Below are 26,500 nucleotides of genomic sequence, written 5' to 3' on the forward strand. Positions count from 1 at the left end.
GCTGTTTACTTACCCTTCTTGGTCCGCACACACATGCGCGGAAGTTCGTTCGCTTGGCAGTTCCGTAGGCACGGTTGCTGCCGGTTAGTTCTGGCGTGCCGGGGCCGGGCTGCGGCCTGCCGGGTTAGCGGCGGACCAGTTCTCCGGAGTCCACCCCGAGGGCGGCGCGGAGGTCCGTTTCCCGTTCACGCATGCCGTCCCGGATGGCGTCCGCGAAGTCGTAGACCCCGTCGGCCAGCCGGCCCACAGCCCGGTTGAGGCCCTGGGGGCCAAGCGTGGACTGCATGGTGGCCTGTGCTTCGGTGACTTTGCGGAACGCGATGACTCCGATCGCCACGCCGATTCCCATCCAGACAAGTCGTTTCATTTTAGGTCCTCCGAAAAGTTCAGCGGCTGCGGCGGCCGGCAGCGGGTTTCTTGCGGTTGGCCAGTGCGGTGCGGACGCCGTAGCTGAACGCTGCCACCTTGATGAGCGGCGAACCAACGGTGGCGGCCACCAGCGAGGACAGTGCCGACAGGTTCGCTGACGCGTCAGAGACGTTGGAGGAGATTCCATCCACCTTCTTCAGCTGCTGGTTGGTGGTGGACACAGTGGCCGTGACCTCGTCCATCAGCGGCGTGGCGCCGTCGCTCAGGGACCTGATGGAGGTGCGGACCTCGTCAAGGACTTTGCCCAGCTTCAGGATGGGCACGGCAAGCAGCAGCACCAGGAGCGCAAACACTCCGGCAGCGATCAGGCCGGCAATATCGCCACCAGACATAGACGTTCATCTCCTCGAAATTCTGTGGTTCGTTCCACCTGCCGGATGCGTCATGAAGCGCATTGCCGCAGATGTCCCCCAAGTACCTTACATACAAAGAAGCCCGCGGCGCTTGCCACGGGCTTCTTTGGATACGCTGCTGGAATTTAGCGTGCGTAGAATTCGACGACCAGCTGCTCTTCGCAGGTCACGGGGACCTCGGAGCGCTTGGGACGGCGGACCAGGCGTGCCTGGAGGGCTTCCAGCTTGACGTCCAGGTATGCCGGAACGGCGGGCAGGACGTCGCGGTGGGCGCCGGCTGCTGCAACCTGGAGCGGAACCATGGTTTCGCTGCGGCTGTGGACGTGGACCAGCTGGCCCTCGCCGACGCGGAACGACGGGCGGTCAACGCGGACGCCGTCAACCATGATGTGGCGGTGCACAACCAGCTGGCGGGCCTGGGCGATGGTGCGGGCGAAGCCGGCACGCAGGACCAGGGCGTCAAGACGCATTTCGAGCAGTTCGATGAGGTTTTCACCGGTCAGGCCCTTGGTGCGGCGGGCTTCTTCGAAGGCACGGGTCATCTGTGCTTCGCGGATGCCGTACTGGGCGCGCAGGCGCTGCTTTTCGCGCAGACGTACGGCGTAGTCGGAGTCCTGCTTCTTGCGGGCACGGCCATGCTCACCGGGGCCGTACGGGCGGCGCTCCATGTACTTGGCGGCCTTGGGGGTCAGAGCGATGCCGAGGGACCGCGAGAGGCGGGCCTGACGGCGAGCACGAGTGTTGTTAGCCACTTGTGTCCTTCCAATATCTGCGGTGTGTCAGTGTTACTGGCCTCCACGATGGAGAGCATCGGCCAACCGCTGCCTTTTGCTACTGGGCGCAGGCATAACCTTCTCAACGTAAAATTGGGGAGATTGTGCGTCCGCGCCTTGCCAGACAAACATCTATCCTACCACGGCGCCTACTTGCCCCGGACGATCTTCCGCAGCCGTTCCAGCCGCACCGCGATGTCCCGCTCCGCGCCGTTGGCGGTGGGCTGGTAGTAGTCCCTTCCCACCAGGTCATCGGGCGGGTACTGCTGGGCGGCTACTCCGTGGGGCGCGTCGTGGGCGTACTTGTAGCCGAGGCCGTGGCCCAGCTGCTTGGAACCCGGGTAGTGCGCGTCCCGCAGGTGGGCGGGGATGCCGTTCCCCAGCCCTGCCCGCACATCGGAGATGGCCTTGTTGATGCCCATGTACGCGGCGTTGGACTTTGGCGCCGTGGCCAGGTGCACCACGGCTTCGGCCAGGATGATCCGCCCCTCGGGCATGCCGATGAGTTGCACGGCTTGGGCCGCGGCTACGGCCGTCTGCAATGCAGTGGGATCGGCCATCCCCACATCCTCAGCTGCCGAGATCACGATCCGGCGGGCGACGAACCGCGGGTCCTCCCCCGCCTCGAGCATCCGCGCCAGGTAGTGCAGGGCGGCGTCAACATCGGATCCGCGGATGGACTTGATGAAGGCGCTGATGACGTCATAGTGCTGGTCGCCGGCACGGTCGTACCGGACCGCGGCTACATCCAGGGCACGCTCGGTGTGTTTAAGTTCGACGGCGACCGGCCCCTCCCCTGCGTCGTCCGCATCCCCGAAGGCAACGCCGGCCGCCGCCTCCAGTGCCGTCAGGGCCCGGCGTGCGTCGCCGCCGGAAAGCCGTACGAGGTGGTCGAGCGCTTCCTCACTGAGGCCTACTTTCCCGTTCAGCCCGCGCGGATCTGCGACGGCGCGCGAAATCAGTCCTTCAATGTCCGCGTCCGTCAGCGGACGGAGCGTCAGCAGCAGTGAGCGGGACAGCAGCGGTGACACCACGGAGAACGACGGGTTCTCGGTGGTGGCGGCAACCAGCACCACCCAGCGGTTTTCGACGCCGGGCAGCAGGGCATCCTGCTGGGCCTTATTAAAGCGGTGGATTTCGTCCAAAAACAGGACCGTGGTGGTCTTGTAGAGGTCGCGAGCCGTCAGGGCCTCGTCCATCACGCGCCGCACGTCCTTGACACCGGCGGTAATCGCGGAGAGCTCCACGAACTTCCTACCCGCACCGCGGGCAATCACGTGGGCGAGGGTCGTTTTGCCGGTTCCCGGGGGGCCCCAGAGAATGAGCGAGGTGGGTCCAGCAGGGCCTGTTGTGTCTGCTCCGGCCCCGGCAGCGAGCTGGCGCAGAGGCGACCCCTGGCCGAGGAGGTGCTGCTGGCCCACTACCTCATCAAGGGTGCGGGGACGCATCCGGACGGCGAGCGGGCCGCGGGGGGAAGCCTTGGCCCCCGGCGCTGCAGTCCGGGCGGCGGCTACGGAACCGTCGTCGTCATCATCGTTGCCGGTGCCGTGCCCGAAGAGATCTTCCACATAGATAGGCTACTTCGAGTTCACTTCCGGATTTCGCCCGGGAGTCCGCCCGGCCAGAAAAGGATTGCCACCATGTCCGCACGTAGCACCGGCGAAGCCAAACCGCCATCCGTGCGCACGGCCTTTATCCCGGGCAGCCGCCTGCCCGGCTGGGCGGAGAGGTTCGGCGCGTCGCACGGCGGTTTCCAGGTGCGGGATGACGACGACGGGCTGCGCCTCCTCGCTAACGACGGCGCCGAAGCGCTCCTTCAGGCGCCCTGGCCCAGCGACGGCAGGCCGGGCCGCGGCGCCGACGCACTGGAACGGCTTGCCTCCCTTGCATCACAGCCGCGCCGGCTCGGCCTCCTCGTGGTCCGGCGTGGAGGTTACGGGGTTGCGGTAGTCAGTGAGGGCGTGCCCTTGGCTTCGAAGGTCGGCTCCACCTACGTGCAGTCCCGGACCGCCGCGGGCGGGCAGTCCCAGCAGCGGTTCGCGCGGCGGCGGTCCAACCAGGCGGACGCACTCGTGGACGTTGTAGCCGAACAGGCCCTTCGGGTCTTCAGCGGTGAGCCGTTCGAATATGTGGTTCCCGGCGGCGACCGGGCGCTGGCGGGCTTTGTCCTCGACCACCCGGCCCTGAAGGACTATGCCGGGCTGCCCCGCCTGGCCTACCTTGACGTTCCGGACCCCAAGGCCGCGGTGCTGAAGAAGGCGGCAGCGGACGCCTGCTCGGTTCGGATCCAGGTCATCGACCCGCCTTCCTAGCTCAATCATCCTGCCGCCGTCAGCCCGTTTCGACGATTCCTTGTGGGTTCGGCGCTACGGAACGTCGAACGGACACGGAACCATCGAAACGGCGCAACGGGTTCGAGCTCAGCAGCCCGTCAGGGCGGGCCGGGGCCGCTGCTGGCGGTAGAGGTAGCGGCCCGCCTCCTCGAACCCGGTCTGGCTGTACAGCTGCCGGGCTGCATGGTTGGCCGCCGTGACCAGCAACCAGGTGCCGGCAAGGCCGCGCGCGTCCCCTTCAGACAGGAGTGCCTGCAGCACCGCCGAAGCGTAGCCGCGCCTTCGGTGGAACGGTGACGCGGCCATGCAGTAGATGCCGCCGGTTCCCTCCACCAGGGCGAGGCGCCCGACGGCGGCCGGCCCGCCGTCGTCGTGCCTCGCCAGGGCATAGAGCGACGGGCACCCGGCCAGAATGGTGCGCGCCGTCTCCCGTTCGGCTTGGCCGCCCCGGCCGTCCACGCTCCACCAAAGGTCCAGCCATTCCTCGTCCGGCTGCTCCAAAATGTCAACCTTGGCAGCTGCCGGACCCGGAGGGTCAACACCAGCCGGCCGGGCCATAACGAGCGTCTCGGACTGCCGCGTGAAGCCCTGCGCGTCCAAATAGTCGTTCAGCCCGGCGTTGGCAGGCGTGTCCGTTATCTGGAAGATCAGGGGAAGGCGCCGCTTCCGGTACCACTGCACTGCCTCGCGCAGCGCGGCCTCGGGCTCCGCGGCGGCCTCCTGCGGCCACACCGAGTTGGCTCGCTGGGTGACGCCGGCGGCGGCCCGGAGGACCCACTCCCCCGTGTCGTAACGCTCGACGGCGGGCCAGGCAGCATCCATGAGCGGCTCGAAGGTGCGGGCCTGCTGACCGGGGAGGCTGTGGACCACAAGGACTCCTGTCTACGGATAAGCCTGAAGGCCCTCCCTTCCAGGGAGAGCCTTCAGTTGGATCAGCGGTGCTTTACTGGCCCTCGCCCGGTTTGGCCTCCGGCTTGAAGTCCACGCCGGCTTCCTTGCGCTGCTGCGGCGTGATCGGGGCCGGCGCCTGGGTCAGCGGGTCGTAACCGTTGCCGGTCTTCGGGAAGGCTATAACGTCGCGGATGGACTCCACGCCGGCCAGCAATGCCACCACCCGGTCCCAGCCGAAGGCGATGCCGCCGTGCGGAGGGGCGCCGTACTTGAAACCCTCGAGCAGGAAGCCAAACTTGGTCTGGGCATCCTCGCGGTCGAGGCCCATCAGCTCGAAGACGCGTTCCTGGACATCGCGCTCGTGGATGCGGATGGAACCGCCGCCGATTTCGTTGCCGTTGCAGACGATGTCGTAGGCGTAGGACAGGGCCGACTCCGGGTCCTGGTCGAACGTGTCCAGGAACTCGGGCTTGGGCGAGGTGAAAGCGTGGTGCACGGCCGTCCACTTGCCGGCGCCGACGGCCACATCCCCGGACGCCACCGCTGCTGCGGCGGGTTCGAACATGGGCGCGTCCACTACCCAGCAGAAGGCCCAGGCCTTGGGGTCGATCAGGCCGGTGCGGTGCCCGATTTCGACGCGGGCAGCACCGAGGAGGGCGCGGGCGGCTGACTTCTCGCCGGCCGCGAAGAAGATGCAGTCGCCGGGCTGGGCGCCCACTGCATCCGCGAGGCCTGCGCGCTCGGTGTCGGTCAGGTTCTTGGCAACCGGGCCGGCGAGCTCGCCGTCTTCCTTGAACAGGACATAGGCAAGGCCCTTGTGTCCGCGCTGCTTGGCGAATTCCTGCCAGCCGTCCAGGGTGCGGCGGGGCTGGGAGGCACCGCCCGGCATCACCACAGCGCCCACGTACGGGGCCTTGAAGACACCGAAGTTGGTGTCCTTGAAGAACTCGGTGAGCTCGGTCAGCTCCACGCCGAAGCGGAGGTCGGGCTTGTCCGAGCCGTACCGTGCCATGGCGTCCGCGTAGGTGATGCGCTGGATGGGCGTCGGGATCTCGACGTCGATCAGCTTCCACAGTGCCTTAACGATGTTTTCGCCGAGGGCAATGATGTCGTCCTGGTCCACGAAGCTGGCTTCGATGTCCAGCTGGGTGAATTCCGGCTGGCGGTCGGCGCGGAAGTCTTCATCGCGGTAGCAGCGGGCGATCTGGTAGTACTTCTCGAAGCCGCCCACCTGCAGGAGCTGCTTGAAAAGCTGCGGTGACTGCGGCAGGGCGTACCACGAACCCGGGGCCAGGCGGGCGGGGACCACGAAGTCACGGGCGCCTTCCGGCGTCGAACGGGTCAGCGTGGGGGTTTCAACCTCCACGAAGCCGTCCTGGTGCAGCAGCTCACGGGCCACGCGGTTTGCCTCTGACCGCAGCCGGAGGTTGCGGGCGGGGCCTGGCCGGCGCAGGTCCAGGTAGCGGTGCTTCAGGCGTGCTTCCTCGCCCACCTCAACGTGCTCGTCGATCTGGAACGGGAGCGGCTCGGAGGTGTTGAGGATGACCACCTTGTCCGCCATGACCTCGATCCCGCCGGTGGCCAGCGCCGGGTTCTCATTGCCCTCGGGCCGCTTGGAAACGGTGCCGGTGACCTGCAGGACATACTCGTTGCGCAGGCCGTGGAAAACTTCTTCCTCGCGGACCACAACCTGTGCCACGCCGGAAGCATCGCGCAGGTCCACGAAAGCCACACCACCGTGATCACGACGGCGGCCCACCCAGCCAGCGAGGGTTACGGTTTGTCCAATGTGCTCGGAACGAAGGGATCCGAGGTCATGTGTGCGCAGCACAGCACGCCTTTCTGCGGGGTAACACGGGGAGTCATACGGAAAAGTTAAATAGGATCGTTCGGGGAACGATCCCGTTCGAGTTTACCCGCTGCAAAGGGACTGTCACCGCATGAGCGCGCACCAGCAACTGCATCGAAGGCTTGGCACCTTCGATGCCACCGTTATCGGCCTTGGCTCCATGCTGGGCGCGGGGGTGTTCGTCGTCTTCTCCCCCGCCGCCGCGTTGGCAGGGAATTTGCTGGCCCTTTCGGTGGTCATTGCCGGGGCCGTTGCCTACTGCAACGCCGTCGCATCAGCTGCCCTGGCAGCGAAGTATCCCACCAGCGGAGGGACATACGTCTACGGCCGCAAACAACTCGGTGAGTGGCCGGGGTTCCTCGCCGGCTGGGGTTTCGTCACCGGAAAAACCGCCTCGTGTGCGGCGATGGCGCTGACGTTCGGCAGCTATGTTGCCGGTGATTATGCCGTGCCGGTGGCCATCGCGGCGGTGGTGGCGTTGACCGCAGTCAACCTTCTGGGGATCACCCGGACGGCCCTGCTGACCCGCATCCTGCTGTGCGTGGTGCTGGCCACCCTGGTGTTTGTGGCCGTCGCGGCGATGGTCGGGCCGCACCCGGCAGCGGACGAACCTCTGGCGGATTCCTCGGGGGAACCCGTGGGTGTGCTGCCGGCTGCCGGACTGTTGTTTTTCGCCTTCGCGGGTTACGCCCGGATTGCCACGCTGGGTGAGGAAGTCAAGGACCCGTCCCGCTCCATTCCAAGGGCCATCCTCGCCGCACTGGCTGCTGCCTTCGCCATCTACCTGGCGCTGGCATTGCTGCTGCTCAACCACCTTCCCGTCGGAGAACTGGTGGGCACGCAGACCCCGCTGCTGCAGGCTGTCCTGCAGTCACGGCTGGCGGCCGGCGCGCCGTTGGTGCAGGCTGGCGCGGCGGCTGCCTGCCTCGGCGCGCTCCTTGCCCTCATTACCGGCGTGGGCCGCACCACTTTGGCCATGGCGCGTGAACGGGACCTTCCCCAGCTGCTGGCACGGGTGGGCGGCAAACACACTGTTCCGTACGCTGCAGAAGTAGCCGTTGCCGCCGTCGTTATCCTGCTCCTGCTGATCACGGACGTCATGACTGTGGTGGGCTTTTCAAGTTTCGGCGTGCTCCTGTACTACGCAGTGGCCAACGCCTCAGCCTACACACTGGCATGCCACCCTGGGTACGCACCCAAGTGGCTGAACGCGGTGGGCTTCGTGGCCTGCCTTTTGCTGGCCTTCACCCTTCCCCCGGCCTCGGTGCTGACCATGACGGCGGTCCTGGCTGCGGGTGTGGCGGGGCGCTGGCTGGTGCTGAGGCTGCGGCGAAAGTTTTCCACATAGCTCCTCGGGCATCTGTTTTTGCCGCGCCCGGCTGGAAGACTTTGTCCATGGAAGCAACAGCGTCGTCGGGAACCCGGGGTCAGGAAGCGACTCAAGCAAAGGGAAGTTTTCCTGGTCCCCGGGTAGCTGATGCCGTTCGCACCGTCGCATCCATCCGTCCAGCGCCTGATGGCCCGGGAATGATTGACCAGCTGCGGGAATTGGAGGATCTGAAGGCGGCCGCCGCTGCTAAGCAGGCCCGGATCGCTGTGGCCTACAGCCTCGTGAGGAGACAAGAACAGGCCGCAGCGGGTGTCCCGGCCGACGAGCTCGGTGCCGGGGTGGGAGCGGAAATCGCCCTCGCCCGCCAGGAGTCCCCCTCCCGGGGCGGCCGGCTGCTGGGCTTGGGGCAAGCCCTGGTCACCGAGATGCCCCACACCCTCGCAGCACTCGAATCCGGGCAGCTAAACGAGTGGCGCGCCACCCTGGTCGTGAAGGAAACAGCGTGCCTGTCCGCCGAGGACCGGGCCGCCGTGGACGAAGAGCTCGCCGCCGACACCGGCACGCTCACCGGAGCCGGGGACCGGGCCATCACCAGCGCCGTCCGTGCCGCAGCGTACCGGCGGGACCCTCGCTCGGTTACCAGACGGTCGTCCCATGCCGTCTCCGAGCGGACCGTCAGTCTGCGCCCTGCGCCCGACACCATGGCTTTACCTGACGGCGCTGGTTCCGGTCGCGCAAGGCGTCGCCGCCTACGCAGCCCTCACCCGCCACGCCGACGCACTTAAGTCTTCCGGCGATGAACGTCCTAAGGGCGCGATCAGGGCCGACGCCCTCATCGAACGCCTCACCGGCACCCCGGGCGGGATCACCGGTGTCGAGATCCAGCTTGTGATGACCGACCGCACCCTCTTCCACGGCGACAGTGAACCAGCCAGACTCACCGGCTACGGCGTCATCCCCGGCAGCTGGGCCAGAAAAGCCATCATGGCAGCGTCTGGCCCAGAGCCTGCCGGCAGCGAAACAGCTGCTGAAAAAGCGGGCACGGGAGCAACGGGTTCTGGGAACACGAGAGCAACGGGTTCTGGGAACACGGGCACCTCGGCGCCTTCAGCAGCACCCCCAGAGGGTGCCGAGTTCAAGGTCTGGCTTCGCAGGCTCTACACCGCCCCGACCAACGGCGAGCTGGTCGCAATGGACTCTACGGCACGGCTCTTCCCACCTGGACTCCGCAGGTTCATTCAAGTACGGGACGACACCTGCCGCACACCCTACTGCGACGCGCCCATCCGCCACCACGACCACATCACCCCCTGGCACAAAGACGGCCCCACCACCAGCCGAAACGGACAAAGCCTCTGCGAAGCCTGCAACCACACCAAAGAAGCACCAGGCTGGTCAGCAAAACCAGTACCGGGACCCCGCCACACAGTAGAACTCCGAACACCAACAGGGCACACCTACCGGTCAACAGCTCCGCCCCTGCCCGGCACGCAAATGACTGGGACTCGCTTGACTGGCACATTAGCGATCGCAGGGGACGCTGCGCCGCGCCGTCGCGTCAACACCGAGAGCGCACCGCGGCACTCAAACGCGCCCACTTCAAACAATCGGTAATGGCGTAGAACGTCAGTTCCCTAAACCCCGGATGCCACCGGCACTGTTGAGGCCACTTGAACCGTCAGATCCTCCGACGGCGGGGTCCAGGTTTCCGGGAAAGCGACAACCTGTTCGCCGGTGCGGATGTCCTTCACCTGGTGGGTGCCGTCGTCGTCCGTGAACCAGACGAAGGGGATGCCCCGGCGGTCGGCGAACTTGATTTGCTTGCCGAACTTCTCCGCCTTCGCCGCCACCTCAGTGGCGATGCCACGGCTGCGGAGCTGGGCTGCAACGTCCTGTGCCGCACTCCAGCTGTCGTCGGAGGTGAGGGAAACCAGGACCGCGGTCGGAACGGAGCGCGAGGCCTTGGCCAGGTCCTGGCTGAGGATGCGGGAGACCAGCCGGGTGACGCCGATGGAGAGGCCCACCCCCGGGAACTTCCGGTTGCCCTTCGAAGCCAGCGCGTCGTAGCGGCCGCCGGAGCAGATGGAGCCCAGCTGCTCGTGACCCACCAAAACGGTTTCCACGACGGTGCCGGTGTAGTAGTCCAGTCCGCGGGCGATGCTGAGGTCAGCCACCACCTTGCCGGGGGCACGTTGGACAGCCGCTTCGATCACCTGTTCCAGCTCGTTCAAGCCTTCATCCAGCAGCTCGTCGCTGACCCCCAGCGCCTGAACCTGTGCCACGAAGGACGTGTCTTCCGTGCGGATCGCAGCCAGCTGCAGCGCCTTCTGCGCCTGTTCGTCGGTGGCGCCCAGTTCCGCCTTGAGCAGGTCCGCCACCTTGTCCGGGCCGATCTTTTCGAGTTTGTCGATACTGCGCAGTACGCCGGCCGTGTCCTCGAGCCCGATGCCTCGGTAGAAGCCCTCCGCGAGCTTGCGGTTATTGATCCGAAGGCGGAAGTCCGGGATGGGGAGGGCGCTGAGGGCCTCGGCAATCACCAGCGCGATTTCGACGTCGTACCGGAAGGGCAGGTCGCCGTCCCCCACCACGTCGATGTCCGCCTGTGTGAATTCGCGGGCGCGGCCCTCCTGGGGACGCTCACCGCGCCAGACCTTCTGGATCTGGTACCGGCGGAACGGGAAGGCGAGGTAGCCGGCGTTCTCCACCACATAACGGGCAAAGGGGACGGTGAGGTCAAAGTGCAGGGCAAGGGCGTGCGGATCGGCCTTGCCGCCCTTGACCGGATTGTCGCTCTCGTCCTCCTGCAGCCGGCTGAGGCCGTACACTTCCTTGTCAATCTCACCCTTGCGCAGCAGCTGGCCAACCGTTTCCACTGCCCGGGTCTCGATGGACGAGAAGCCATGCAGCTCAAATACCCGGCGGAGCGTGTCCAGCACATGCAGCTCCACCAGCCGCTCCTCGGGAAGCCACTCGGGGAATCCGGACAGGGAGGCGGTGCGTGCCATGGTGGATTTTCTCCTCTTAGGTGTTGTGCTTGGGACTTGCCCGGCATCCCGAAACGGGCCAGGAACGGCGGCAGTCCAGCCAGTCATGCATAAACTATGTGCGGCAGTCAGTTTATGCGTCATCCGCCGGCATCTCTAATGCGGCGGACCGGCAGGGCTCGGCCGTCAAACAACTGCGCCCGAGGCCTCACGCCACGCTGTGCAGCAGCCCGACAATAAGGAGGACCCTTGGCGGCCAGTTCACGCAGCGCCCGCGAAGCAAAGCGCCGCATCCAGCAGATGGAAGCCAAGCGCGAGCTGCGGCGGGACCAGGAGAAGCGCCGCAAGCGGGACAACGTCATCGCCGCCGGCGCCGGAACCGCCGCCGTTGTACTCGCCGTCGTACTTCAGCTCACCGCTTTTGCCGGAAACCCGACTGAGGAGGAGTTCGCCGCCGCCGAGGCCGGGCTGACCAGCCCGTCGGCGTCGGCACCTGCGAGTCCGACAGCCCAGGCCACCAACGCCCCGAATATCCCGGCTGCCGAGACCGCTGCGGGCAAGACGTTCACCGGAGACCTGGTCCTCAATGGGAGCGCCCTCGCTGTGGAGCTTGACGGGACCACCGCCCCGCAGGCCGCCGCTGTTTTCAAGTCCCTTAGCGATGAGGGCTACTACAACGGGAAATCCTGCCACCGCCTCACCACCGGTGAGACCTTCGGGCTGCTGCAGTGCGGCGCCTCCGGCCCTGAAGGCCAGGGCGATCCTGACTACACGTGGGGACCGCTGGAGAACACCCCCGCGGACAATACCTATCCCGCCGGAACTGTCGCCGTAGCCCGTACGGGCAATAACGCCTTTGGGAACGGAAAGCAGTTCTTCATCGTCTACAAGGACACGGTCATCCCGGCCGATACCGCCGGCGGGTACACGGTGGTGGGAAGGGTGACCTCCGGGCTCGATGTGGTGTCGAACATAGCTGCCTCCGGAATTACGCCGGGCAGCAGCGACACAGACGGCGCACCTGTGGAACCAGTCACGATAGACTCGTTTTCTCTGAAGTAGGAGGCCCGGCCCCGGCGGCTGCGGCGCAGGACCTGAGTATTTTCCTCCAAGCGAAAGACTTTTAGCGGTGACAGACAGTCAGAAATCCGACGAAACAGCAACAGACCTGACCGAGACGACGGCATCCGCCGCCGTCGACGCAGCCTCTGAAGCAGCCACCACCCCGGCAGCGGAAGCCCCCGTGGACGACGCAGCGGAGAGCAGTGCCCCGGAGGGCACCGAACCGGAGAGCAGTGCCCCGGCAGCGGAAGCCCCGGTGGAGAACGCAGCAGAGAGCAACGCCTCCTCGGAGGTTAGCGAACCGGACAGCAGTGCGCCGGCAGCGGCGCCCCGCCCGGCGCCCTCCCCGGCTGCTTTTGCCTCCCGCCCCAAGCCCGTCGCCGCACCTGCCGCAGCACCGGTCGCCGCAGCGCCGTCCACCTCGCTGGCGGAAGCCTCAAAGTGGGGACGCGTTGAGGGCGACGGACACGTCTTCCTGACCATCGACGGCGCCGAGCACCCTGTCGGCCAGTACCCGGACGTCAGCGACGACGAAGCCCTGGCGTACTTTGCCCGGAAATACGACGACGTCGTGGCCCAGATTGTGCTGCTGGAGCAGCGCGTCAGCTCCAAGGCCCCGAGCACCGACATGCAGAAAACCGTCACGCACCTCCGCGAGCAGCTGGCCGAACGGAATATGGTGGGCGACCTCCGGTCCGCTGAGGCGCGCCTCGACGAGCTCTCCACCCAGATCGCTGAGCTGGAAAAGGCGGAAAAGGCTGAGCACGACGCCGTCCGCGCCTCCGAGCTCGCCGCACGCGAGGCGATCGTTGCCGAAGCAGAGCAGATTTCGGGCCAGGACCCGGCCCAGACGCAGTGGAAGACCTCCAGCGCCAGGATGAACGAACTCTTCGAGAGCTGGAAGGCTGCCCAGAAGAGCGGAGTCCGGTTGGGACGCAGCAACGAGGACGCCCTCTGGAAGCGTTTCCGTGCCGCGCGCACCGTCTTTGACCGGCACCGCCGTGCCTACTTCTCGCAGCTGGACAGCAACAACTCCGCTGCCAAGTCAGCCAAGGAAAAGCTGATCGCCGAAGCGGAAGCGCTGTCCACCTCCACTGACTGGGGCTTCGCCGCCGGCGAGTACCGCCGCCTGATGGACCAGTGGAAGGCCTCCCCGCGGGCCAGCCGCAAGGACGACGACGCCCTGTGGGCACGGTTCCGCGCCGCCCAGGACGTCTTCTTCACCAACCGCCAGGCCGCTAACGACGAGATCGACCAGGAGTACGCGGCAAACCTCACGGTCAAGGAAGCCCTCCTGACCGAGGCCAACGCGATCCTCCCCGTGAAGGACCTCGGGGCCGCCAAAAAGGCCCTCCAGTCCGTTCGGGACCGCTGGGAAGAGGCCGGCAAGGTCCCCCGGGCAGACATGGGACGCATTGAAGCAGGACTGCGCAAGGTTGAGGATGCAGTCCGCCACGCTGAGGAAGAACAGTGGCAGCGGTCCAACCCTGAGCGGAAGGCACGCACTAACAGCGCCCTCTCCCAGCTGGAATCCGCCATCGCCGGGCTGCAGGACGACCTTGCCAAGGCCGAGAAAACCGGCGACCAGCGCCGGATCAAGGCCGCGCAGGAAGCCCTTGAAGCACGGCAGGCATGGCTTGACCAGATCCAGCGCTCGGCCAGCGAGCTGTCCTAGGCGTACCGCCTGGCCCATATGCCGCCGCTTGCTGCAGGCCCGGCCCCGGTTATCCACATATCCGGGGCCGGGCCTGTGCCTGTTGAGCGCAGGCGCGGCAGGATGGGTGGATGGCGACTCCATCACCTCCTCCCTCCGCCACCTCCGGCAGGGACCTTGTCCAGGGCGGAGAGGCAGCACCCCGTTTTCCTGAGTTGTACTCCCCTGGCATGCCTTTTGCATCGCCGGAGCTGCAATCCCTGGCGTCGGATGGCCTACTGGAACGTTTCCATCAGCACGGCTACACGTTGCCCGGGGCCACAGCCTCCCCGCAGTTGCGGGCACGGGCCGCAGCGGGGGCCGTCCCCGCGTCTGTCCGCCAGCGGGTAGTCGCCGGCCGTATGACAGCGGCATGGATTTACGGCTGCGCGGGCGAACCGGACCGGATTGCCCTCCTGGTGGACGCGAAGCGGCGGGTTTCAAGCCTCCGGAACACCAGGGGCTGCACCCTGCATGAGGTGAGGCTTGGGCCCTTCGACGTCGTCAGCCTTGGCGGCCTGATGGTCTCCAGTCCCCTTCGCACTGCCCTTGATGTCGCCCTCCACGTGGAGGCCGAACGAGCCATTCCCACGCTCGAGGGGCTGCTCGCCCGCCCGCAGAACGATGTGCGCCTGCGTTTGCTGGTGCTTGCCATCGAGGCCAGCCCCCGTGTTCCCCATAAAAAAGCAGCGCTGGAGAAGTTGGCCCGGCTAGCTCCGGCGCTTGTTCCCGGTGGTGCGGTAGACGTCGAAAACCCCGTCAATGCGCCGGACGGCACTCAGGACGTGGTGCAGGTACTTGGGGTCCCCCATCTCGAAGGCGAACCTTGAGATGGCCACCCGGTCCGTGGAGGTATGGACGCTGGCTGCGAGGATGTTCACGTGGTTTTCGGACAGCACACGCGTCACATCGGAGAGCAGCGATTTGCGGTCCAGCGCCTCCACCTGGATTTCCACCAGGAACACGCTGGACTGCGTGGGCGCCCAGTCCACGTCAACGATCCGGTCCGGCTGGTCCTTCAGGTCCGAAATGTTGGTGCAGTCGGTGCGGTGTACTGACACCCCGGAGCCCCTGGTCACGAAGCCGAGAATGGGATCCGGCGGCACCGGAGTGCAGCAGCGGGCAAGCTTTACCCAGACGTCACCGACGCCGCGGACCACAACGCCGGAATCGGAGAACCGTGCCTTCGTGACCTGGGTGGGGACGCTGACTTCGGTGATGTCGTCGTCAGTGCTTTCATTGCCGCCAAGGCTTTCAACGAGCTTCTCCATGACCGACTGCGCCGAGGTGTGCCCGTCGCCCACACCGGCGTACAGGCCGGAAATGTCAACGTACTTGAATTCCTGCGCTACTGCGGCCAGGGCCTCGTGCGTCATCAGGCGCTGCAGGGGAAGGTTCTGCTTCCGCATGGCCCGGGTCAGCAGTTCCTTGCCGCGGTCGATCGCCTCTTCACGGCGTTCCTTGCTGAACCACTGCCGGATCTTGTTGCGGGCCCTGGCACTCTTAACGAAATGCTGCCAGTCCTGGCTGGGTCCGGCGCCTTCGGCCTTGGAGGTGAAGATCTCCACCCAGTCGCCGTGGTTCAACTCGCTGTTGAGCGGAACCAGCTTTCCGTTGACCCGGGCACCGATGGTCCGGTGCCCCACCTCGGTATGGACGGCATACGCGAAGTCCACGGGAGTAGATCCAGCCGGCAAGGCCATAACCTCACCCTTGGGCGTGAAAACGAACACCTCACGGGCGTTGATCTCGAACCGGAGCGAATCAAGAAACTCGCCGGGATCCGACGTTTCCTGCTGCCAGTCCACCAGCGACCGCAGCCAGCCCATGTCGCCGTCGCGGGGGCTGCCAGGGCCCACGGCGGTCCGGTTGGGCTGGTCCTTGTACTTCCAGTGTGCCGCGACGCCGTATTCGGCGCGGCGGTGCATCTCGTGGGTCCGGATCTGAATCTCCACCGGCTTCCCGCCCGGGCCGATCACGGTGGTGTGCAGCGACTGGTACATGTTGAACTTCGGCATCGCGATGTAGTCCTTGAACCTGCCGGGCAGGGGGTTCCACCGCGAGTGCATGGTACCAAGGGCCGCGTAACAGTCCCGGACCGAGTCCACCAGGACACGGACACCCATGAGGTCGTTGATGTCGTCGAAGTCCTTGTCGCGGACAATCATTTTCTGGTAGATCGAGTAGTAATGCTTCGGGCGGCCCGTGATGGTGGCCTTGATGCGGGCAGTGCGGAGGTCTTCCGTGATCTGGTCGCGGATGACACTCAGGCTCTTCTCCCGCTCAGGGGTCCTGTCCCCCACCATGCGGACAATCTCTTCGTAAACCTTTGGGTACAACGCCGCGAAGGAAAGGTCTTCCAGTTCCCACTTAATGGTGTTCATACCCAGCCGGTGTGCAAGCGGGGCAAAGATTTCCAGCGTTTCCCGGGCCTTGCGGGCCGAAGATTCTGCGGACACGAAACGCCACGTGCGGGCGTTGTGAAGCCGGTCCGCCAGTTTGATCATGAGCACGCGGATGTCCTTGGCCATGGCCACGACCATCTTGCGCACTGTCTCGGACTGCGCTGCTTCCCCGAAGCTGACCTTGTCCAGCTTGGTCACGCCGTCAACGAGCATGGCCACCTCAGGCCCGAAATCGCGTTTCAGGTCGGCGAGGGTGTACGGGGTGTCCTCGACGGTGTCGTGCAGGAGAGCCGCGGCCAGGGTTGTTCCGCTCAGTCCCAGTTCGGCAAGGATGGTGGCCACCGCAACCGGGTGGGTGATGTAGGGATCGCCGCTCTTGCGCTTCTGCCCCCGGTGGCTTTGTTCCGCCACGTCGAAGGCGCGCTGGATCAGGTCGAAATCCTCTTTGGGATTGTTGGCCCTGACCGTCCTCAGCAGCGGTTCGAGGATGGGCGAATAGTTTGCCGCGCCGCGTCCTGTCAGGCGGGCAAGCCTGGAGCGGGTGCGCTCCCTGCGGCCCGGGAATGTGGGGCGGGACCCGGAGTTGTCCACGGGAACCAATGAACCCGGACGTGCGGAAGCAGCCGCCCCGGTCTGCAGACCGGAAGGACTTTTATCTCCCTGTGCCGTTGGCACCGACGCCGAACGTTCTTCCAATGAAGCACCCCTCACCACCGTTTAATTACTTCAGTCTATTCCTCCGCCGGGGGACTTTTTAAACCGGCCCTTAAAACAGGACGGGCCGGGCAGTGTCAAGGTTCTGACACTGCCCGGCCCGGCACCAGCGGCTCAGGTTTGGGCCGGCTCCACCGCCGTTGCTCCAGACCTGGAAGCAGCCTCGGCCCGGCGGTGCTCCACCCGCTTGGCCTGCCTGACGAGATCGGGTTCGTTCTGGCGCAGCCAGGCGTACATGGGGGCCGCGACGAAAATCGTGGCTGTGGTTCCAATCAGGATGCCGACGAACAGCGCAAGCGAGAGGTCGCGCAGGGTACCCGCGCCCAGCAGGCCTGCACCAATGAACAGGATGGCACCCACGGGGAGGATTGCCACCATCATGGTGTTGATCGAGCGGACCAGGGTCTGGTTCACCGCCAGGTTTACTTCCTCAGCAAAGGTACGCCGGGTTGAGGCGTCCAGGTCCGCGGTGTTCTCGCGGATCTTGTCGAACACCACCACGGTGTCGTACAGCGAGTAGCTCAGGACGGTCAGGAACCCGATAATGGCGGACGGGGTGACTTCGAAGTCACTGAGGGCGTAAACCCCTGCCGTGACGAACATCGTGACCACCATGCCGGCGATTGCCGAGAGTGACATCTTCCAGGTGCGGAAGTACAACGCCATCAGCACCGCGGCCAGGAGCACAAAAATCACCAGGCCGATCAGTGCCTGCTTGGTCACGTCCGCACCCCACGTCGGACCCACAAACGTTGACGTCACTTCGTTGTCCGTGACGCCGTAAGCCGCGGTCAGTCCCTCCTTGATGCGAAGGGTCTCGTCGTCGGTGAGTTTGTCGGTCTGGATCCGCATGGTGGTCCCGGCCACGTTGGCTACGCGTGGAACGCTGCCCTCCACAACATCGGTGACGGCCTTTTCGCCCACGGCCGCGTCAGTGGTCTGGACGTTTGACACGGTGAACTCGGACCCGCCGCGGAACTCGATGCCGAGGTTGAACCCGCCCTTGGCCACCGGAATAAGGATGGACAGGGCAACGGCAACCGCCGCAACGATGAACCAGATTTTCTTGGCGCCCACAAAATTGTAGGAGCGCTTGCCTGTGTAGAGCTCGTTGCCGAAATTAGCGAAGCTTGGCATTACTTGTTCTCCTTCGCTGCAGACTTGGAGGAGCCTGCGAGCTGCTCCTGCTTCTGCGCCATCCGGCGCTCGGCAATGGTCATCCGGCGCTCTGCCTCGGCAGCGGCACCGGCGTTCTTGGCGCGTACCATGGCGGCAGGCTTGTCTTCGGGCGTACGGATACGGCCTGCGCCGCGGTAGAGCGGCACAGCGCCCAGACGCTTGGGGTCGAGGCCGGACAGCCGGTGGCCTTCACCAAAGAACCTGGTGCGTGCCAGCAGCTGCAGGGTGGGATGCGTGAACATAAACACCACAATGAGGTCAGCGATGGCGGTGAGGCCAAGGGTGAAGGCAAAGCCACGGACGTTGCCCACCGCCACGAAGTACAGGACCAGGGCTGCAAGTAGGTTGACGGCCTTGGAAGCCAGGACGGTGCGCTTGGCCCGCTTCCAGCCGTTTTCGACGGCGGACACCAGGCCGCGTCCCTCACGGAGCTCATCGCGGATGCGCTCGAAGTAGACGATGAATGAGTCTGCCGTCTGGCCGATGGCGACGATGATGCCGGCCACACCGGCCAGGGACAACCGGTAGTTTTCGGTCCAGCCCAGGATGGCGATGGCGAGATAGGTCAGTATGCCGGCCACCACCAGCGAGGCGATGGTCACGAAGCCGAGGGCCCGGTACTGGAAGAGCGAGTACACCACCACCAGCAGCAGTCCGATCACGCCGGCAAGGAGGCCCATGCGCAGCTGTTCGCCACCAAGGGTGGCAGAGATCTGCTGCTCGCTTTGGATCTCGAAGCTGATGGGCAGTGCGCCGAAGCGGAGCTGGTCTGACAGGGCCTTGGCGCTCTGTTCCGTGAAGCCGCCGGTGATCTGGGGCCGCCCGTCAGTAATGACGGCAAGCGAGCGGGGCGCAGAGATGACCTGGTCATCCAGCACAATGGCGAACTGGGCCTTGGGGTCGTTACCGGTATCGCCGCCGGCAGCCACGTAGAACTGGTTCAGGCGTTCGGTGACCTCTTTGAACTTGGCGGTGCCTTCGTCGTCGAACTGGATATTGACGGCCCACTCGTTCGTGACGGCGCCCTGTGCACCCTGCTGGAGCTGGAAGGAGGACGTGACGATGTTGCTGCCCTTGACCTCCACCGGACCGAGGATGTACTTGATGGCCGGGTTCGTTCCGGACGCGGGCTCACAGGTCACCAGCGGCTTGGCCGGATCCGAGCGTTCCTGCTCATCCTGGGACGGGTTGTCGCAGTCAAGGGCTTCGAACTGGCGGTAGATTTCAGGCGTGATCCAGTTGGTGTCGCTGCTGTTGGCGGGTTCCGCCGTCGGCTTGGGCAGCTGGTCCTCAGGAGCCCGCGACTCCTCCGGAACGGGAGCGCCCGCACCGTTGAGGAGGACCGGGCGGAAGTTCATGTCCGCGGAAGCCTGGATGAGGTCGCGCGTCTGGCTTGAGGGGGTGCCGGGAAGGCTGACCACCACGTTGCGCCCCGATTGGGTGCTGATCTCTGCTTCAGCGACGCCGGAACCGTCCACGCGCTGGCGGATGATGGCCACAGCCTGGTTGAGCTGTTCTTCGTTGATGTCCGAACCGCCCTCGACCTTCGGCGCCAGAATCATCTGGGTGCCGCCTTCGAGGTCCAGCGCCAGCTTTGGCGCCCAGCTCGCCTGTCCGGCCATGGTGCCGCCGGCAAGGACAGCAGTCAGCACGGCGAGGATTACGCCGAGCCAGACCAGGACCCTGAGGCCCGGTTTCTTAAGGCCAGTTCGTGCCATTGTTGTTCTTTCTCTTATTCACGGAGGAACCGCCGGTGCATGCTTGGTGCCCGCACCGGCGGCGCTCCGCAGCCGTAGAGGTGTTGTGTAGAACCAGCGGGACTAGTTGTCCTTCTTGCCCTCGTCGTTGAGCCGCTTCAGGGTCTCGTCCGGCGTCTCCACTGACGCGGACTGGGTGCCGGTTTCCCGGGCGGTGAGGGATGAAGCGTCATCCGGCACGGCGGGCACAGCCGGGGCGTCCTCTTCGGAAACCGCGACGGGCTCCACAATCTTGGTGACGGCCTGGCGGTGCACCGTGGCGAGGTTGCCCGGAGAGAGCTCCAGGGTGACCTTGTTCTCGACGTCGTCCATGTCGACGATCCGGCCGAAGAGACCGAAGCTGGTCATGACCTCGACGCCCGGGGCGAACTGCGATTGGAGTTCAGCCTGCTGCTGCTGCGTCTTCTTGTTGCGGCGGAACATCATGAAGATGAACACGCCAAGCATGACGAAGAGGAGTATTGACATTAGATCCAAGGGAGAAATCCGTTCTATTGCGTGCCTGGCCGGTTTCCGGCGACGTCCGATGAGTTCCGTCCGCTGGCCGGACTGGCGGACAGAAAACCTGACGGATTTCCTTCTCCGCCGGAGCAACCGCATTCTGGTGGCTGCAGGAACAAAGACCCGAACGTGCCGAGCGTCATACCAGTCTAAAGGGAAAAGCTGAAGGGAGCCTGTTATTGGCTTTGCGGGGCCCAGTCTTCCGTGCCGTCGGCGTCGTCGCCGACCCTTTCAAACAGGTCCAGCGGCTCCTGCCCGAAGACGCCGGCAGGGACGGCGTAGCCGAGGTGGGTCCAGGCGGGAGCCATGGCGATCCGGCCCCGGGGAGTGCGGCCCAGGAGTCCCTCGCGGACCAGGAAGGGTTCGGCCACCGTTTCCACAGTCTCGGTTTCTTCGCCGACGGCGATAGCCAGGGTGGACAGCCCGACAGGACCGCCGCCGAACTTGGTGATCAGCGCCTCCAGGACTGACCGGTCCAGCCTGTCCAGTCCTTTCTTGTCGACTTCGTACATATCCAGTGCAGCTGACGCCGCCCGCGCGTCGATCTGTTCGATGCCGTGGACGAGCGCCCAGTCGCGTACCCGCCGCAGCAGCCTGTTGGCGATGCGGGGTGTGCCGCGCGAACGGCCGGCGATTTCGCTGAAGCCGGCGGAATTGACCTTGAGGTCCAGCAGACCCGCGGAGCGGCGCAGGACAAGTTCGAGCTCGGCGACGGAATAGAACTCCAGGTGCCCGGTGAAGCCGAAGCGGTCGCGCAGCGGCCCGGGCAGGAGGCCGGCGCGGGTCGTAGCGCCGACAAGGGTGAACGGCGGGAGTTCAAGCGGAATCGCGGTGGCGCCGGCTCCCTTGCCCACCACGATGTCCACACGGAAGTCCTCCATGGCCATGTAGAGCATTTCTTCTGCCGGCCGGGACATGCGGTGGATTTCGTCCAAAAACAGGACCTCACCCTCCGACAGGGAGGAGAGGATGGCCGCCAGGTCTCCGGCGTGCTGGATGGCGGGGCCGCTGCTGATCCGCAGCGGGGCGTTCATCTCGGACGCAACGATCATGGCCAGCGTGGTCTTGCCGAGGCCGGGCGGACCGGAAAACAGCACATGGTCCGCGCTCCGGCCCCGCATCCGGGAGGCCTGCAGCACCAGGGACAACTGCTTGCGGACCCGGTGCTGGCCCACGAAGTCGTGCAGGTTCTTGGGCCGAAGGGCGGCCTCGATGGCGCGCTCCTCCGGCTCCTCCCCTGCGGCCACCACTGAGGGTTCAGCCACGGCTGCCTACGCGGTTGCCGGCGCGGGCCCCGTCCTGGCCCAGCCAGCGCAGGGTGGTCCGCAGGATCTCCGGGACATTGCCGCGGAACGAGACCTCAGGATCATCGGCCAATGCCTTGTCGATACTTGCCGACGCGTCCTTTTCGGACCAGCCGAGGCTGGTCATGGCCGCAACCACCTGGGGCTTCCAGGCAGCCTCTGCAGCGGTGGGCGCGCTGGCCGTGCCGGAGGTGCCGTGCGGAACCAGCTTTCCTGCGAGCTCCAGGACGATCCGGCCGGCAACCTTGGGCCCGATACCGGGCACCTTGGTGAACGTTTTGCTGTCCCCGGTATGTGCAGCCACCCGGATAGCTTCCGGGTCATGGACGGCGAGAACCGCCAGGGCCAGCCGCGGCCCCACCCCGCTGACACTGAGCAGGACATCGAAAACTTCCCGCTCGTCGTCGGACGCGAAACCAAAGAGGGTCAGCGAATCCTCCCGGACGATCAGGGAGGTAAAAAGCTGGCCCTCCTCGCCCGTGCGGAGCCGGCTGAGGGTCTGCGGCGTCGCGTTGACGCTCATGCCCGCGCCGTTGAGGTCGATGACGGCCGTGGACAGGCCAACGTGCGCTACGGTTCCGCGGAGGAAACTGATCAAGGGCCTGGCTCCTGTGTACTGCCGGGCTCCAGGAATTGGACCGGCGATCCGAACATATCTACGAATACCCTAGCAAGCAGCCAGGACAATCAGCGTGCGCGCCGCACCTTCGCTTCGGCTTCAGCCCACGCTCTTTGGGCCGGCGTCAGCGAAGAACTGCCGGGCCCGGTGGTGGCAACGGCCGCGCCGCTGCCGGCCCGCCAGGCATGCGTGATGGCCAGCGCCAGGGCGTCCGCGGCGTCGGCCGGGCGCGGCGGCGCGTCCAGCCGGAGGATCTTGGTGACCAGCTTGGTCACCGCCTCCTTGTTGGAGGAGCCGCTGCCGGTGACTGCGGCTTTGACTTCCGACGGCGTATGCAGCGCCACCGGGATTCCGCGGCGCGCGGCGGCGGCGATCACCACGCCGGACGCCTGGGCCACCCCCATCACGGTGCTGACGTTGAGCTGGGAGAAGACACGCTCGACGGCGAGGACCTGGGGCTCGTAGCGGTCCAGCCACTCGTCGATTGCCAGGGCGATCACCAGGAGGCGCTGGTCCAGTGTTTCGTCCGGAGAGGTTCCGACCACCCCGACGGCCACCATGGTGGCCCGCCTGTTCCGTTCGACGTCCACCACGCCGATGCCGCAGCGGGTCAGTCCGGGGTCAACCCCCAGTACGCGCAGCGTCACGGGCTGCCGGGTTCAGCAGGCAAGGCCGGGCGTCACTCGGATTCCAGGGCAGCCTGGACTTCGTCGCTGAGGTCGGCGTTGCTGTACACGTTCTGTACGTCGTCGAGGTCTTCGAGGGCGTCTGCGAGCTTCAGGAACTTGCGGGCGCCGTCGACGTCGAGTTCCACCTGCATCGAGGGGACAAACTCCACCTCGTCGGTGTCGTACTCGATGCCGGCTTCGTTGAGGGCCTCGCGGATGGCCTGCAGGTCGCCTGGTTCGGAATGGATCTCGAAGGTGTCGCCGTTGTCCTTGACTTCCTCAGCGCCGGCATCCAGGACTGCCATCAGGACGTCGTCCTCGCTGAGGCCGTTCTTGGGCAGGTTGACTACACCTTTGCGGGCGAAGAGGTAGCTCACGGATCCGGGATCAGCGATGGTGCCGCCGTTGCGCGAGATGGCCAGGCGCACCTCGGAGGCAGCACGGTTCTTGTTGTCCGTGAGGCACTCGACCAGCAGCGCCGAGCCCTGCGGACCGCGGGCTTCGTACATGATTTCCGTGTAGTCAACAACTTCGCCGGTGAGGCCGGCGCCGCGCTTAATGGCACGGTCGATGTTGTCGTTGGGAACCGAGGTCTTCTTGGCCTTGGTGACGGCAAGTTCCAGGCCGGGGTTGCCGGCAAGATCCGGGCCGCCCATCCGGGCTGCAACTTCGATGTTCTTGATCAGCTTGGCGAACGACTTGGCGCGGCGGCTGTCAATGATCGCCTTCTTGTGCTTGGTCGTCGCCCATTTGGAGTGGCCTGACATGCTTTACGCTTCTCCTCTGATCATGCGGATAAAAAGTTCATGTACGCGTTTTTCCCCGGTCACTTCCGGATGGAAGGAGGTGGCCAGCAGGTGGCCGGAACGCACTGCAACAATTCTAGCCGTCCCCGGCAGCGGGACCGCGTGGGAAGCGTGCTCCGGATCCGCCGGTTCCACCTGGGCAAGGATCTCCACGTCCGGGCCCACCCGTTCCACCCAGGGGCCCCGGATGAAGACGGCGTGGACCGGAGGAACACCGGTTTCGGTGGCACTGAAATCGAGTCCCTTGAAGTCAAGGTCCGTTTCGAAGGACTCACGCTGCCGGCCGAAGGCGTTGCGCCGGACGGTGATATCAAGTCCACCGAAGGTCTGTTGCGGAGCTCCGGCGAGGTCTGTGGCTGGATCAGCGATGTCCGCGGCGAGCAGGATCATGCCGGCGCAGGAACCGTAAACGGGCAGGCCCCCGGTGATCCGCTCCCGAAGGGGTTCGGCGAGGTCGAAGGCGCGGGCGAGCTTGTCGATCGCGGTGGATTCACCGCCGGGAATGATCAGCCCGTCCAGGCCGTCCAGTTCCTTGGGACGGCGGATTCCGACGCCCTCGGCTCCGGTTGCTTCAATGGCACGGAGGTGCTCGCGGAAGTCACCTTGAAGCGCCAGCACGCCGATCCGCAGGCCCGAGCCCACGCGCGCGGAAGCAGCTGAAGGGGAATTTGTCATCCATCCAGCATAAGGGGCGCGGCCTTCCTGACCGGCGCCGGAGACCCGCTCCGACGGCGGTTGCATGCCGTTGCTGGGATATATTCGAAGCATGCTCTACTTCAGTGTTCCGCTCGGCAAGCTGGTCCGCCGGGTGTCCCGGCTACGGGGCGGCGGCTCTGCCCTGCCCGGGCTGGTGGTCGAAAAAATCGATCCCGGCTTCATGCGGCGGACGCTCACCACGCTCCCCCACGGCGTGGCCGTGGTCAGTGGTACCAACGGTAAAACAACCACCACCAAAATGGTGGTGGAACTGCTGGAGAGCCAGGGACTGAAGGTATTCACCAACCGGACCGGCAGCAACTTCACCCGGGGCGTCGCCGCCGCACTGCTGGGTGAAGTGGACTGGCGGGGCCGGCTCGATGCCGACGTCGCCGTCCTGGAGCTCGACGAGGCCCACGCCGTGCACTTCGTCAACAGCGTCCCGCCCCGTTACTGCCTGCTCCTGAACGTCCTCCGCGACCAGCTTGACCGGTTCGGTGAGATCGACAAGACGGCCCAGCTGCTCCAGCACATCGCCGCCAAAACCACCGGAACCGTGGTGCTGAACCGGGAGGACCCCCGCGTCGCCAGAATCGCCAGCACACTGACCGGGCAGGACGTCAAGTACTTCGGCCTGGACGATTCGCTGCTGGGCACCTTCCCCAACGACGACGACATGCGCGCCGCTCCCGGAAGTCCCGCTCCGGCGGGCCTTCCCGAGAAGCCCGCCGCCGACGTCGTCCTCCGCAAGGTAGGTGCGGACACCGCCGAATTTGAGTACGACGGCGTCACGGTCACCACCGGGATGAAGCTGCGCGGCGTCTACAACATCTTCAATGCGGCCGCGGCGCTGACCCTGGCCCGCAGCATTTGCGGCGGCGGCGCAGCCACTGCCGACCACGACACCCTGCTGGCCGCACTCGCCCAGGTTGCGCCTGCCTTCGGCCGCGGCGAAAGCCTCACGGTCGACGGGCAGCCCCTTGACCTGGTCCTGGTCAAGAACCCCAGCGGGTTCCGGCTCGGCCTGAAGTCCTTCCCCGCCGGCGGCTACGCCACCATGATTGCCATCAACGACAACTACGCGGACGGCCGCGACATGTCCTGGCTGTGGGACGTGGAATTCGACTCCCTGCGCGAGGGCGGAGTGGACCAGCTCACCGGATCCCGTGCCTACGACATGGCCCTGCGCCTGCAGTACGACGACGTGCGGATCGGCGGGGTCGAGCCCGAAATTACGCCTGCCCTTGCCTCATTCATCAGGGAAGCCCAGGGCAAGCCCAAGCGCATCTTCTGCACCTACACAGCCATGCTGGCCATCCGCCGCGAGCTGTCCAAAATCACCACCGTGGAGGTTGTCTCTTGAGCCAGTCAGGCGTGCAACCTGCAGGGGAAAGCTCCGCGGGCAAGGGCACCATCCGGGTAGTCCAGCTCTACCCCCGCGACATGAACATCTACGGCGACTGGGGCAACGCCCTGGTCCTTCAGCAGCGCATCAGATGGCACGGCTACACCCCCGAATTGCTCGAATACAACGTGGGCGATCCCTTCCCGGAGGACGTGGACATTATCGTGGGCGGCGGCGGCCAGGACAGCGGCCAGCTGGTCATCCAGGACGACCTGCAGGCACGCGCGGGAGCGCTGAAGGACCTGGCCGAGGACGGCGCGCCGATGCTGGTCATCTGCGGGCTCTACCAGCTTTTCGGACGGTTCTTCAAAACGCGCACCGGAGCAGTCATCCCCGGCATCGGCATCCTTGACGTGGAAACGCACGGCACTGAGGAGCGCCTGATCGGCAACGTGAAGGTGGCTACGCCGGAGTTCGGCGAGGTGCTGGGCTACGAGAACCACAGCGGGCAGACCACCCTCGGCGACGGGGTGCGGCCGCTCGGCACCGTGGCCAAAGGGACCGGAAACAACAGCAGCGACGGCCACGAAGGTGCCCGCTACCGCAACATCGTGGCGAGCTACCTGCACGGGTCCCTGCTGCCGAAGAATCCAGCCATTGCCGACTTCCTGATCCGTACGGCGGCTGAGCGGAAGTACGGCACGTTCCAGCCCGGCCACCCGGATGACCATTACGCGGAACTGGCGAGGGAACACGCGGCGCGCCGCCCGCGCTAACCGGCACAACCTAAATCGGCCGACGGCGGCCCG

23 protein-coding genes and 1 pseudogene are annotated in these 26,500 nt (G+C 65.8%); 8 read left to right on the forward strand and 16 right to left on the reverse strand.

The window, feature by feature from the left end:
• Positions 1-124: 124 nt before the first annotated feature.
• The 4 genes from G6R19_RS07775 to G6R19_RS07790 form a co-directional block, all read right to left on the reverse strand.
• The gene (locus tag G6R19_RS07775) at positions 125-367 is read right to left on the reverse strand and encodes a hypothetical protein (protein ID WP_240341793.1); all 243 of its coding nucleotides are present in this window, start codon (positions 365-367) and stop codon (positions 125-127) included.
• Positions 368-386: 19 nt separating this feature from the next.
• Positions 387-761 carry a DUF948 domain-containing protein gene (locus G6R19_RS07780; RefSeq protein WP_050054932.1) on the reverse strand — a complete coding sequence of 125 codons (375 nt, stop codon included), beginning with the start codon at positions 759-761 and terminating at the stop codon, positions 387-389.
• Positions 762-907: 146 nt separating this feature from the next.
• Positions 908-1,534, reverse strand: coding sequence for a 30S ribosomal protein S4 (gene rpsD / locus G6R19_RS07785; protein WP_066276228.1), 627 nt, complete (start codon positions 1,532-1,534; stop codon positions 908-910).
• A 170-nt stretch (positions 1,535-1,704) separates the two neighbouring features.
• Positions 1,705-3,123 (reverse strand): replication-associated recombination protein A, encoded by a 1,419-nt coding sequence (locus G6R19_RS07790; RefSeq protein ID WP_163163926.1) that lies wholly within the window; start codon positions 3,121-3,123, stop codon positions 1,705-1,707.
• A 72-nt stretch (positions 3,124-3,195) separates the two neighbouring features.
• Here G6R19_RS07790 and G6R19_RS07795 point away from each other — a divergent pair, with 72 nt between their 5' ends.
• Positions 3,196-3,867 (forward strand): acVLRF1 family peptidyl-tRNA hydrolase, encoded by a 672-nt coding sequence (locus G6R19_RS07795; protein ID WP_163163928.1) that lies wholly within the window; start codon positions 3,196-3,198, stop codon positions 3,865-3,867.
• A gap of 108 nt (positions 3,868-3,975) precedes the next feature.
• Here the strand turns inward: G6R19_RS07795 and G6R19_RS07800 are convergent, their stop codons facing one another.
• Together G6R19_RS07800 and aspS are read right to left on the reverse strand one after the other, a co-directional pair.
• Positions 3,976-4,710 carry a GNAT family N-acetyltransferase gene (locus tag G6R19_RS07800; protein WP_163164150.1) on the reverse strand — a complete coding sequence of 245 codons (735 nt, stop codon included), beginning with the start codon at positions 4,708-4,710 and terminating at the stop codon, positions 3,976-3,978.
• A gap of 121 nt (positions 4,711-4,831) precedes the next feature.
• Positions 4,832-6,610 carry an aspartate--tRNA ligase gene (aspS, locus tag G6R19_RS07805; protein WP_163163929.1) on the reverse strand — a complete coding sequence of 593 codons (1,779 nt, stop codon included), beginning with the start codon at positions 6,608-6,610 and terminating at the stop codon, positions 4,832-4,834.
• Between the two features lie 109 nt (positions 6,611-6,719).
• Between aspS and G6R19_RS07810 the strand changes: the two genes are divergently transcribed.
• Together G6R19_RS07810 and G6R19_RS20385 are read left to right on the forward strand one after the other, a co-directional pair.
• Complete coding sequence (locus G6R19_RS07810; RefSeq protein ID WP_163163931.1) at positions 6,720-7,976, forward strand: APC family permease; 1,257 nt, start codon at positions 6,720-6,722, stop codon at positions 7,974-7,976.
• Positions 7,977-8,155: 179 nt separating this feature from the next.
• Positions 8,156-9,572, forward strand: a pseudogene (locus tag G6R19_RS20385) (DUF222 domain-containing protein).
• Between the two features lie 20 nt (positions 9,573-9,592).
• Here G6R19_RS20385 and hisS read toward each other — a convergent pair.
• Complete coding sequence (hisS, locus tag G6R19_RS07820) at positions 9,593-10,963, reverse strand: histidine--tRNA ligase (RefSeq protein ID WP_163163933.1); 1,371 nt, start codon at positions 10,961-10,963, stop codon at positions 9,593-9,595.
• A gap of 228 nt (positions 10,964-11,191) precedes the next feature.
• On the opposite strand from hisS, the gene G6R19_RS07825 reads away from it, so the two are divergent.
• The 3 genes from G6R19_RS07825 to G6R19_RS07835 all read left to right on the forward strand — a co-directional run bounded on the left by G6R19_RS07825 (position 11,192) and on the right by G6R19_RS07835 (position 14,527).
• Complete coding sequence (locus tag G6R19_RS07825) at positions 11,192-12,004, forward strand: peptidylprolyl isomerase (RefSeq protein WP_163163935.1); 813 nt, start codon at positions 11,192-11,194, stop codon at positions 12,002-12,004.
• A gap of 67 nt (positions 12,005-12,071) precedes the next feature.
• The gene (locus G6R19_RS07830; protein ID WP_163163937.1) at positions 12,072-13,679 is read left to right on the forward strand and encodes a DUF349 domain-containing protein; all 1,608 of its coding nucleotides are present in this window, start codon (positions 12,072-12,074) and stop codon (positions 13,677-13,679) included.
• Between the two features lie 209 nt (positions 13,680-13,888).
• Positions 13,889-14,527 (forward strand): type IV toxin-antitoxin system AbiEi family antitoxin, encoded by a 639-nt coding sequence (locus G6R19_RS07835; RefSeq protein WP_163164151.1) that lies wholly within the window; start codon positions 13,889-13,891, stop codon positions 14,525-14,527.
• Here G6R19_RS07835 and G6R19_RS07840 read toward each other — a convergent pair.
• From G6R19_RS07840 to pdxT, 9 genes are all read right to left on the reverse strand, one after another.
• Positions 14,408-16,798 carry a bifunctional (p)ppGpp synthetase/guanosine-3',5'-bis(diphosphate) 3'-pyrophosphohydrolase gene (locus G6R19_RS07840; RefSeq protein ID WP_163163939.1) on the reverse strand — a complete coding sequence of 797 codons (2,391 nt, stop codon included), beginning with the start codon at positions 16,796-16,798 and terminating at the stop codon, positions 14,408-14,410. The genes G6R19_RS07835 and G6R19_RS07840 overlap by 120 nt on opposite strands.
• Before the next feature lie 132 nt (positions 16,799-16,930).
• Positions 16,931-17,953, reverse strand: coding sequence for a protein translocase subunit SecF (gene secF / locus G6R19_RS07845; protein ID WP_163163941.1), 1,023 nt, complete (start codon positions 17,951-17,953; stop codon positions 16,931-16,933).
• Entirely contained in the window at positions 17,953-19,713 is a 1,761-nt protein-coding gene (gene secD / locus G6R19_RS07850; protein ID WP_163163943.1) for a protein translocase subunit SecD, read from the reverse strand. Before secD ends, secF begins: the two co-directional genes overlap by 1 nt.
• 102 nt (positions 19,714-19,815) lie before the next feature.
• Positions 19,816-20,220, reverse strand: a complete 405-nt coding sequence (gene yajC, locus G6R19_RS07855; RefSeq protein ID WP_163163945.1) for a preprotein translocase subunit YajC — start codon at positions 20,218-20,220, stop codon at positions 19,816-19,818.
• Between the two features lie 209 nt (positions 20,221-20,429).
• Complete coding sequence (gene ruvB / locus G6R19_RS07860) at positions 20,430-21,518, reverse strand: Holliday junction branch migration DNA helicase RuvB (RefSeq protein WP_163163947.1); 1,089 nt, start codon at positions 21,516-21,518, stop codon at positions 20,430-20,432.
• Entirely contained in the window at positions 21,511-22,155 is a 645-nt protein-coding gene (gene ruvA / locus G6R19_RS07865) for a Holliday junction branch migration protein RuvA (protein ID WP_163163949.1), read from the reverse strand. The genes ruvB and ruvA overlap by 8 nt, the downstream gene beginning before the upstream one ends.
• Positions 22,156-22,244: 89 nt before the next feature.
• Positions 22,245-22,823, reverse strand: a complete 579-nt coding sequence (ruvC, locus tag G6R19_RS07870) for a crossover junction endodeoxyribonuclease RuvC (RefSeq protein ID WP_163163951.1) — start codon at positions 22,821-22,823, stop codon at positions 22,245-22,247.
• A 32-nt stretch (positions 22,824-22,855) separates the two neighbouring features.
• Positions 22,856-23,611 carry a YebC/PmpR family DNA-binding transcriptional regulator gene (locus G6R19_RS07875; RefSeq protein ID WP_163163953.1) on the reverse strand — a complete coding sequence of 252 codons (756 nt, stop codon included), beginning with the start codon at positions 23,609-23,611 and terminating at the stop codon, positions 22,856-22,858.
• A gap of 3 nt (positions 23,612-23,614) precedes the next feature.
• Complete coding sequence (gene pdxT / locus G6R19_RS07880) at positions 23,615-24,325, reverse strand: pyridoxal 5'-phosphate synthase glutaminase subunit PdxT (RefSeq protein WP_163163955.1); 711 nt, start codon at positions 24,323-24,325, stop codon at positions 23,615-23,617.
• A gap of 91 nt (positions 24,326-24,416) precedes the next feature.
• Between pdxT and G6R19_RS07885 the strand changes: the two genes are divergently transcribed.
• A complete protein-coding gene (locus tag G6R19_RS07885) occupies positions 24,417-25,709 on the forward strand; it encodes a Mur ligase family protein (protein WP_205484301.1) in 1,293 nt (430 codons plus the stop codon).
• 11 nt (positions 25,710-25,720) lie between these two features.
• Positions 25,721-26,467 carry a glutamine amidotransferase gene (locus G6R19_RS07890; RefSeq protein ID WP_163164152.1) on the forward strand — a complete coding sequence of 249 codons (747 nt, stop codon included), beginning with the start codon at positions 25,721-25,723 and terminating at the stop codon, positions 26,465-26,467.
• The last annotated feature ends 33 nt before the right edge of the window (positions 26,468-26,500 follow it).

The sequence above is a fragment of the Arthrobacter sp. Alg241-R88 genome (genome assembly GCF_900537115.1).
In the GTDB taxonomy this organism is placed as follows: Bacteria; Actinomycetota; Actinomycetes; order Actinomycetales; family Micrococcaceae; genus Arthrobacter.

What these genes read in the sequence shown, in the direction of transcription:
- secF (WP_163163941.1), bottom strand. Translation starts at nt 17,953, where the DNA reads ATGCCAAGCTTCGCTAATTTCGGCAACGAGCTCTACACAGGCAAGCGC.
- G6R19_RS07835 (WP_163164151.1), top strand. Translation starts at nt 13,889, where the DNA reads ATGCCTTTTGCATCGCCGGAGCTGCAATCCCTGGCGTCGGATGGCCTA.
- pdxT (WP_163163955.1), bottom strand. Translation starts at nt 24,325, where the DNA reads ATGACAAATTCCCCTTCAGCTGCTTCCGCGCGCGTGGGCTCGGGCCTG.
- G6R19_RS07780 (WP_050054932.1), bottom strand. Translation starts at nt 761, where the DNA reads ATGTCTGGTGGCGATATTGCCGGCCTGATCGCTGCCGGAGTGTTTGCG.
- secD (WP_163163943.1), bottom strand. Translation starts at nt 19,713, where the DNA reads ATGGCACGAACTGGCCTTAAGAAACCGGGCCTCAGGGTCCTGGTCTGG.
- G6R19_RS07810 (WP_163163931.1), top strand. Translation starts at nt 6,720, where the DNA reads ATGAGCGCGCACCAGCAACTGCATCGAAGGCTTGGCACCTTCGATGCC.
- G6R19_RS07885 (WP_205484301.1), top strand. Translation starts at nt 24,417, where the DNA reads ATGCTCTACTTCAGTGTTCCGCTCGGCAAGCTGGTCCGCCGGGTGTCC.
- G6R19_RS07800 (WP_163164150.1), bottom strand. Translation starts at nt 4,710, where the DNA reads ATGGATGCTGCCTGGCCCGCCGTCGAGCGTTACGACACGGGGGAGTGG.
- hisS (WP_163163933.1), bottom strand. Translation starts at nt 10,963, where the DNA reads ATGGCACGCACCGCCTCCCTGTCCGGATTCCCCGAGTGGCTTCCCGAG.
- G6R19_RS07775 (WP_240341793.1), bottom strand. Translation starts at nt 367, where the DNA reads ATGAAACGACTTGTCTGGATGGGAATCGGCGTGGCGATCGGAGTCATC.
- G6R19_RS07795 (WP_163163928.1), top strand. Translation starts at nt 3,196, where the DNA reads ATGTCCGCACGTAGCACCGGCGAAGCCAAACCGCCATCCGTGCGCACG.
- G6R19_RS07875 (WP_163163953.1), bottom strand. Translation starts at nt 23,611, where the DNA reads ATGTCAGGCCACTCCAAATGGGCGACGACCAAGCACAAGAAGGCGATC.
- yajC (WP_163163945.1), bottom strand. Translation starts at nt 20,220, where the DNA reads ATGTCAATACTCCTCTTCGTCATGCTTGGCGTGTTCATCTTCATGATG.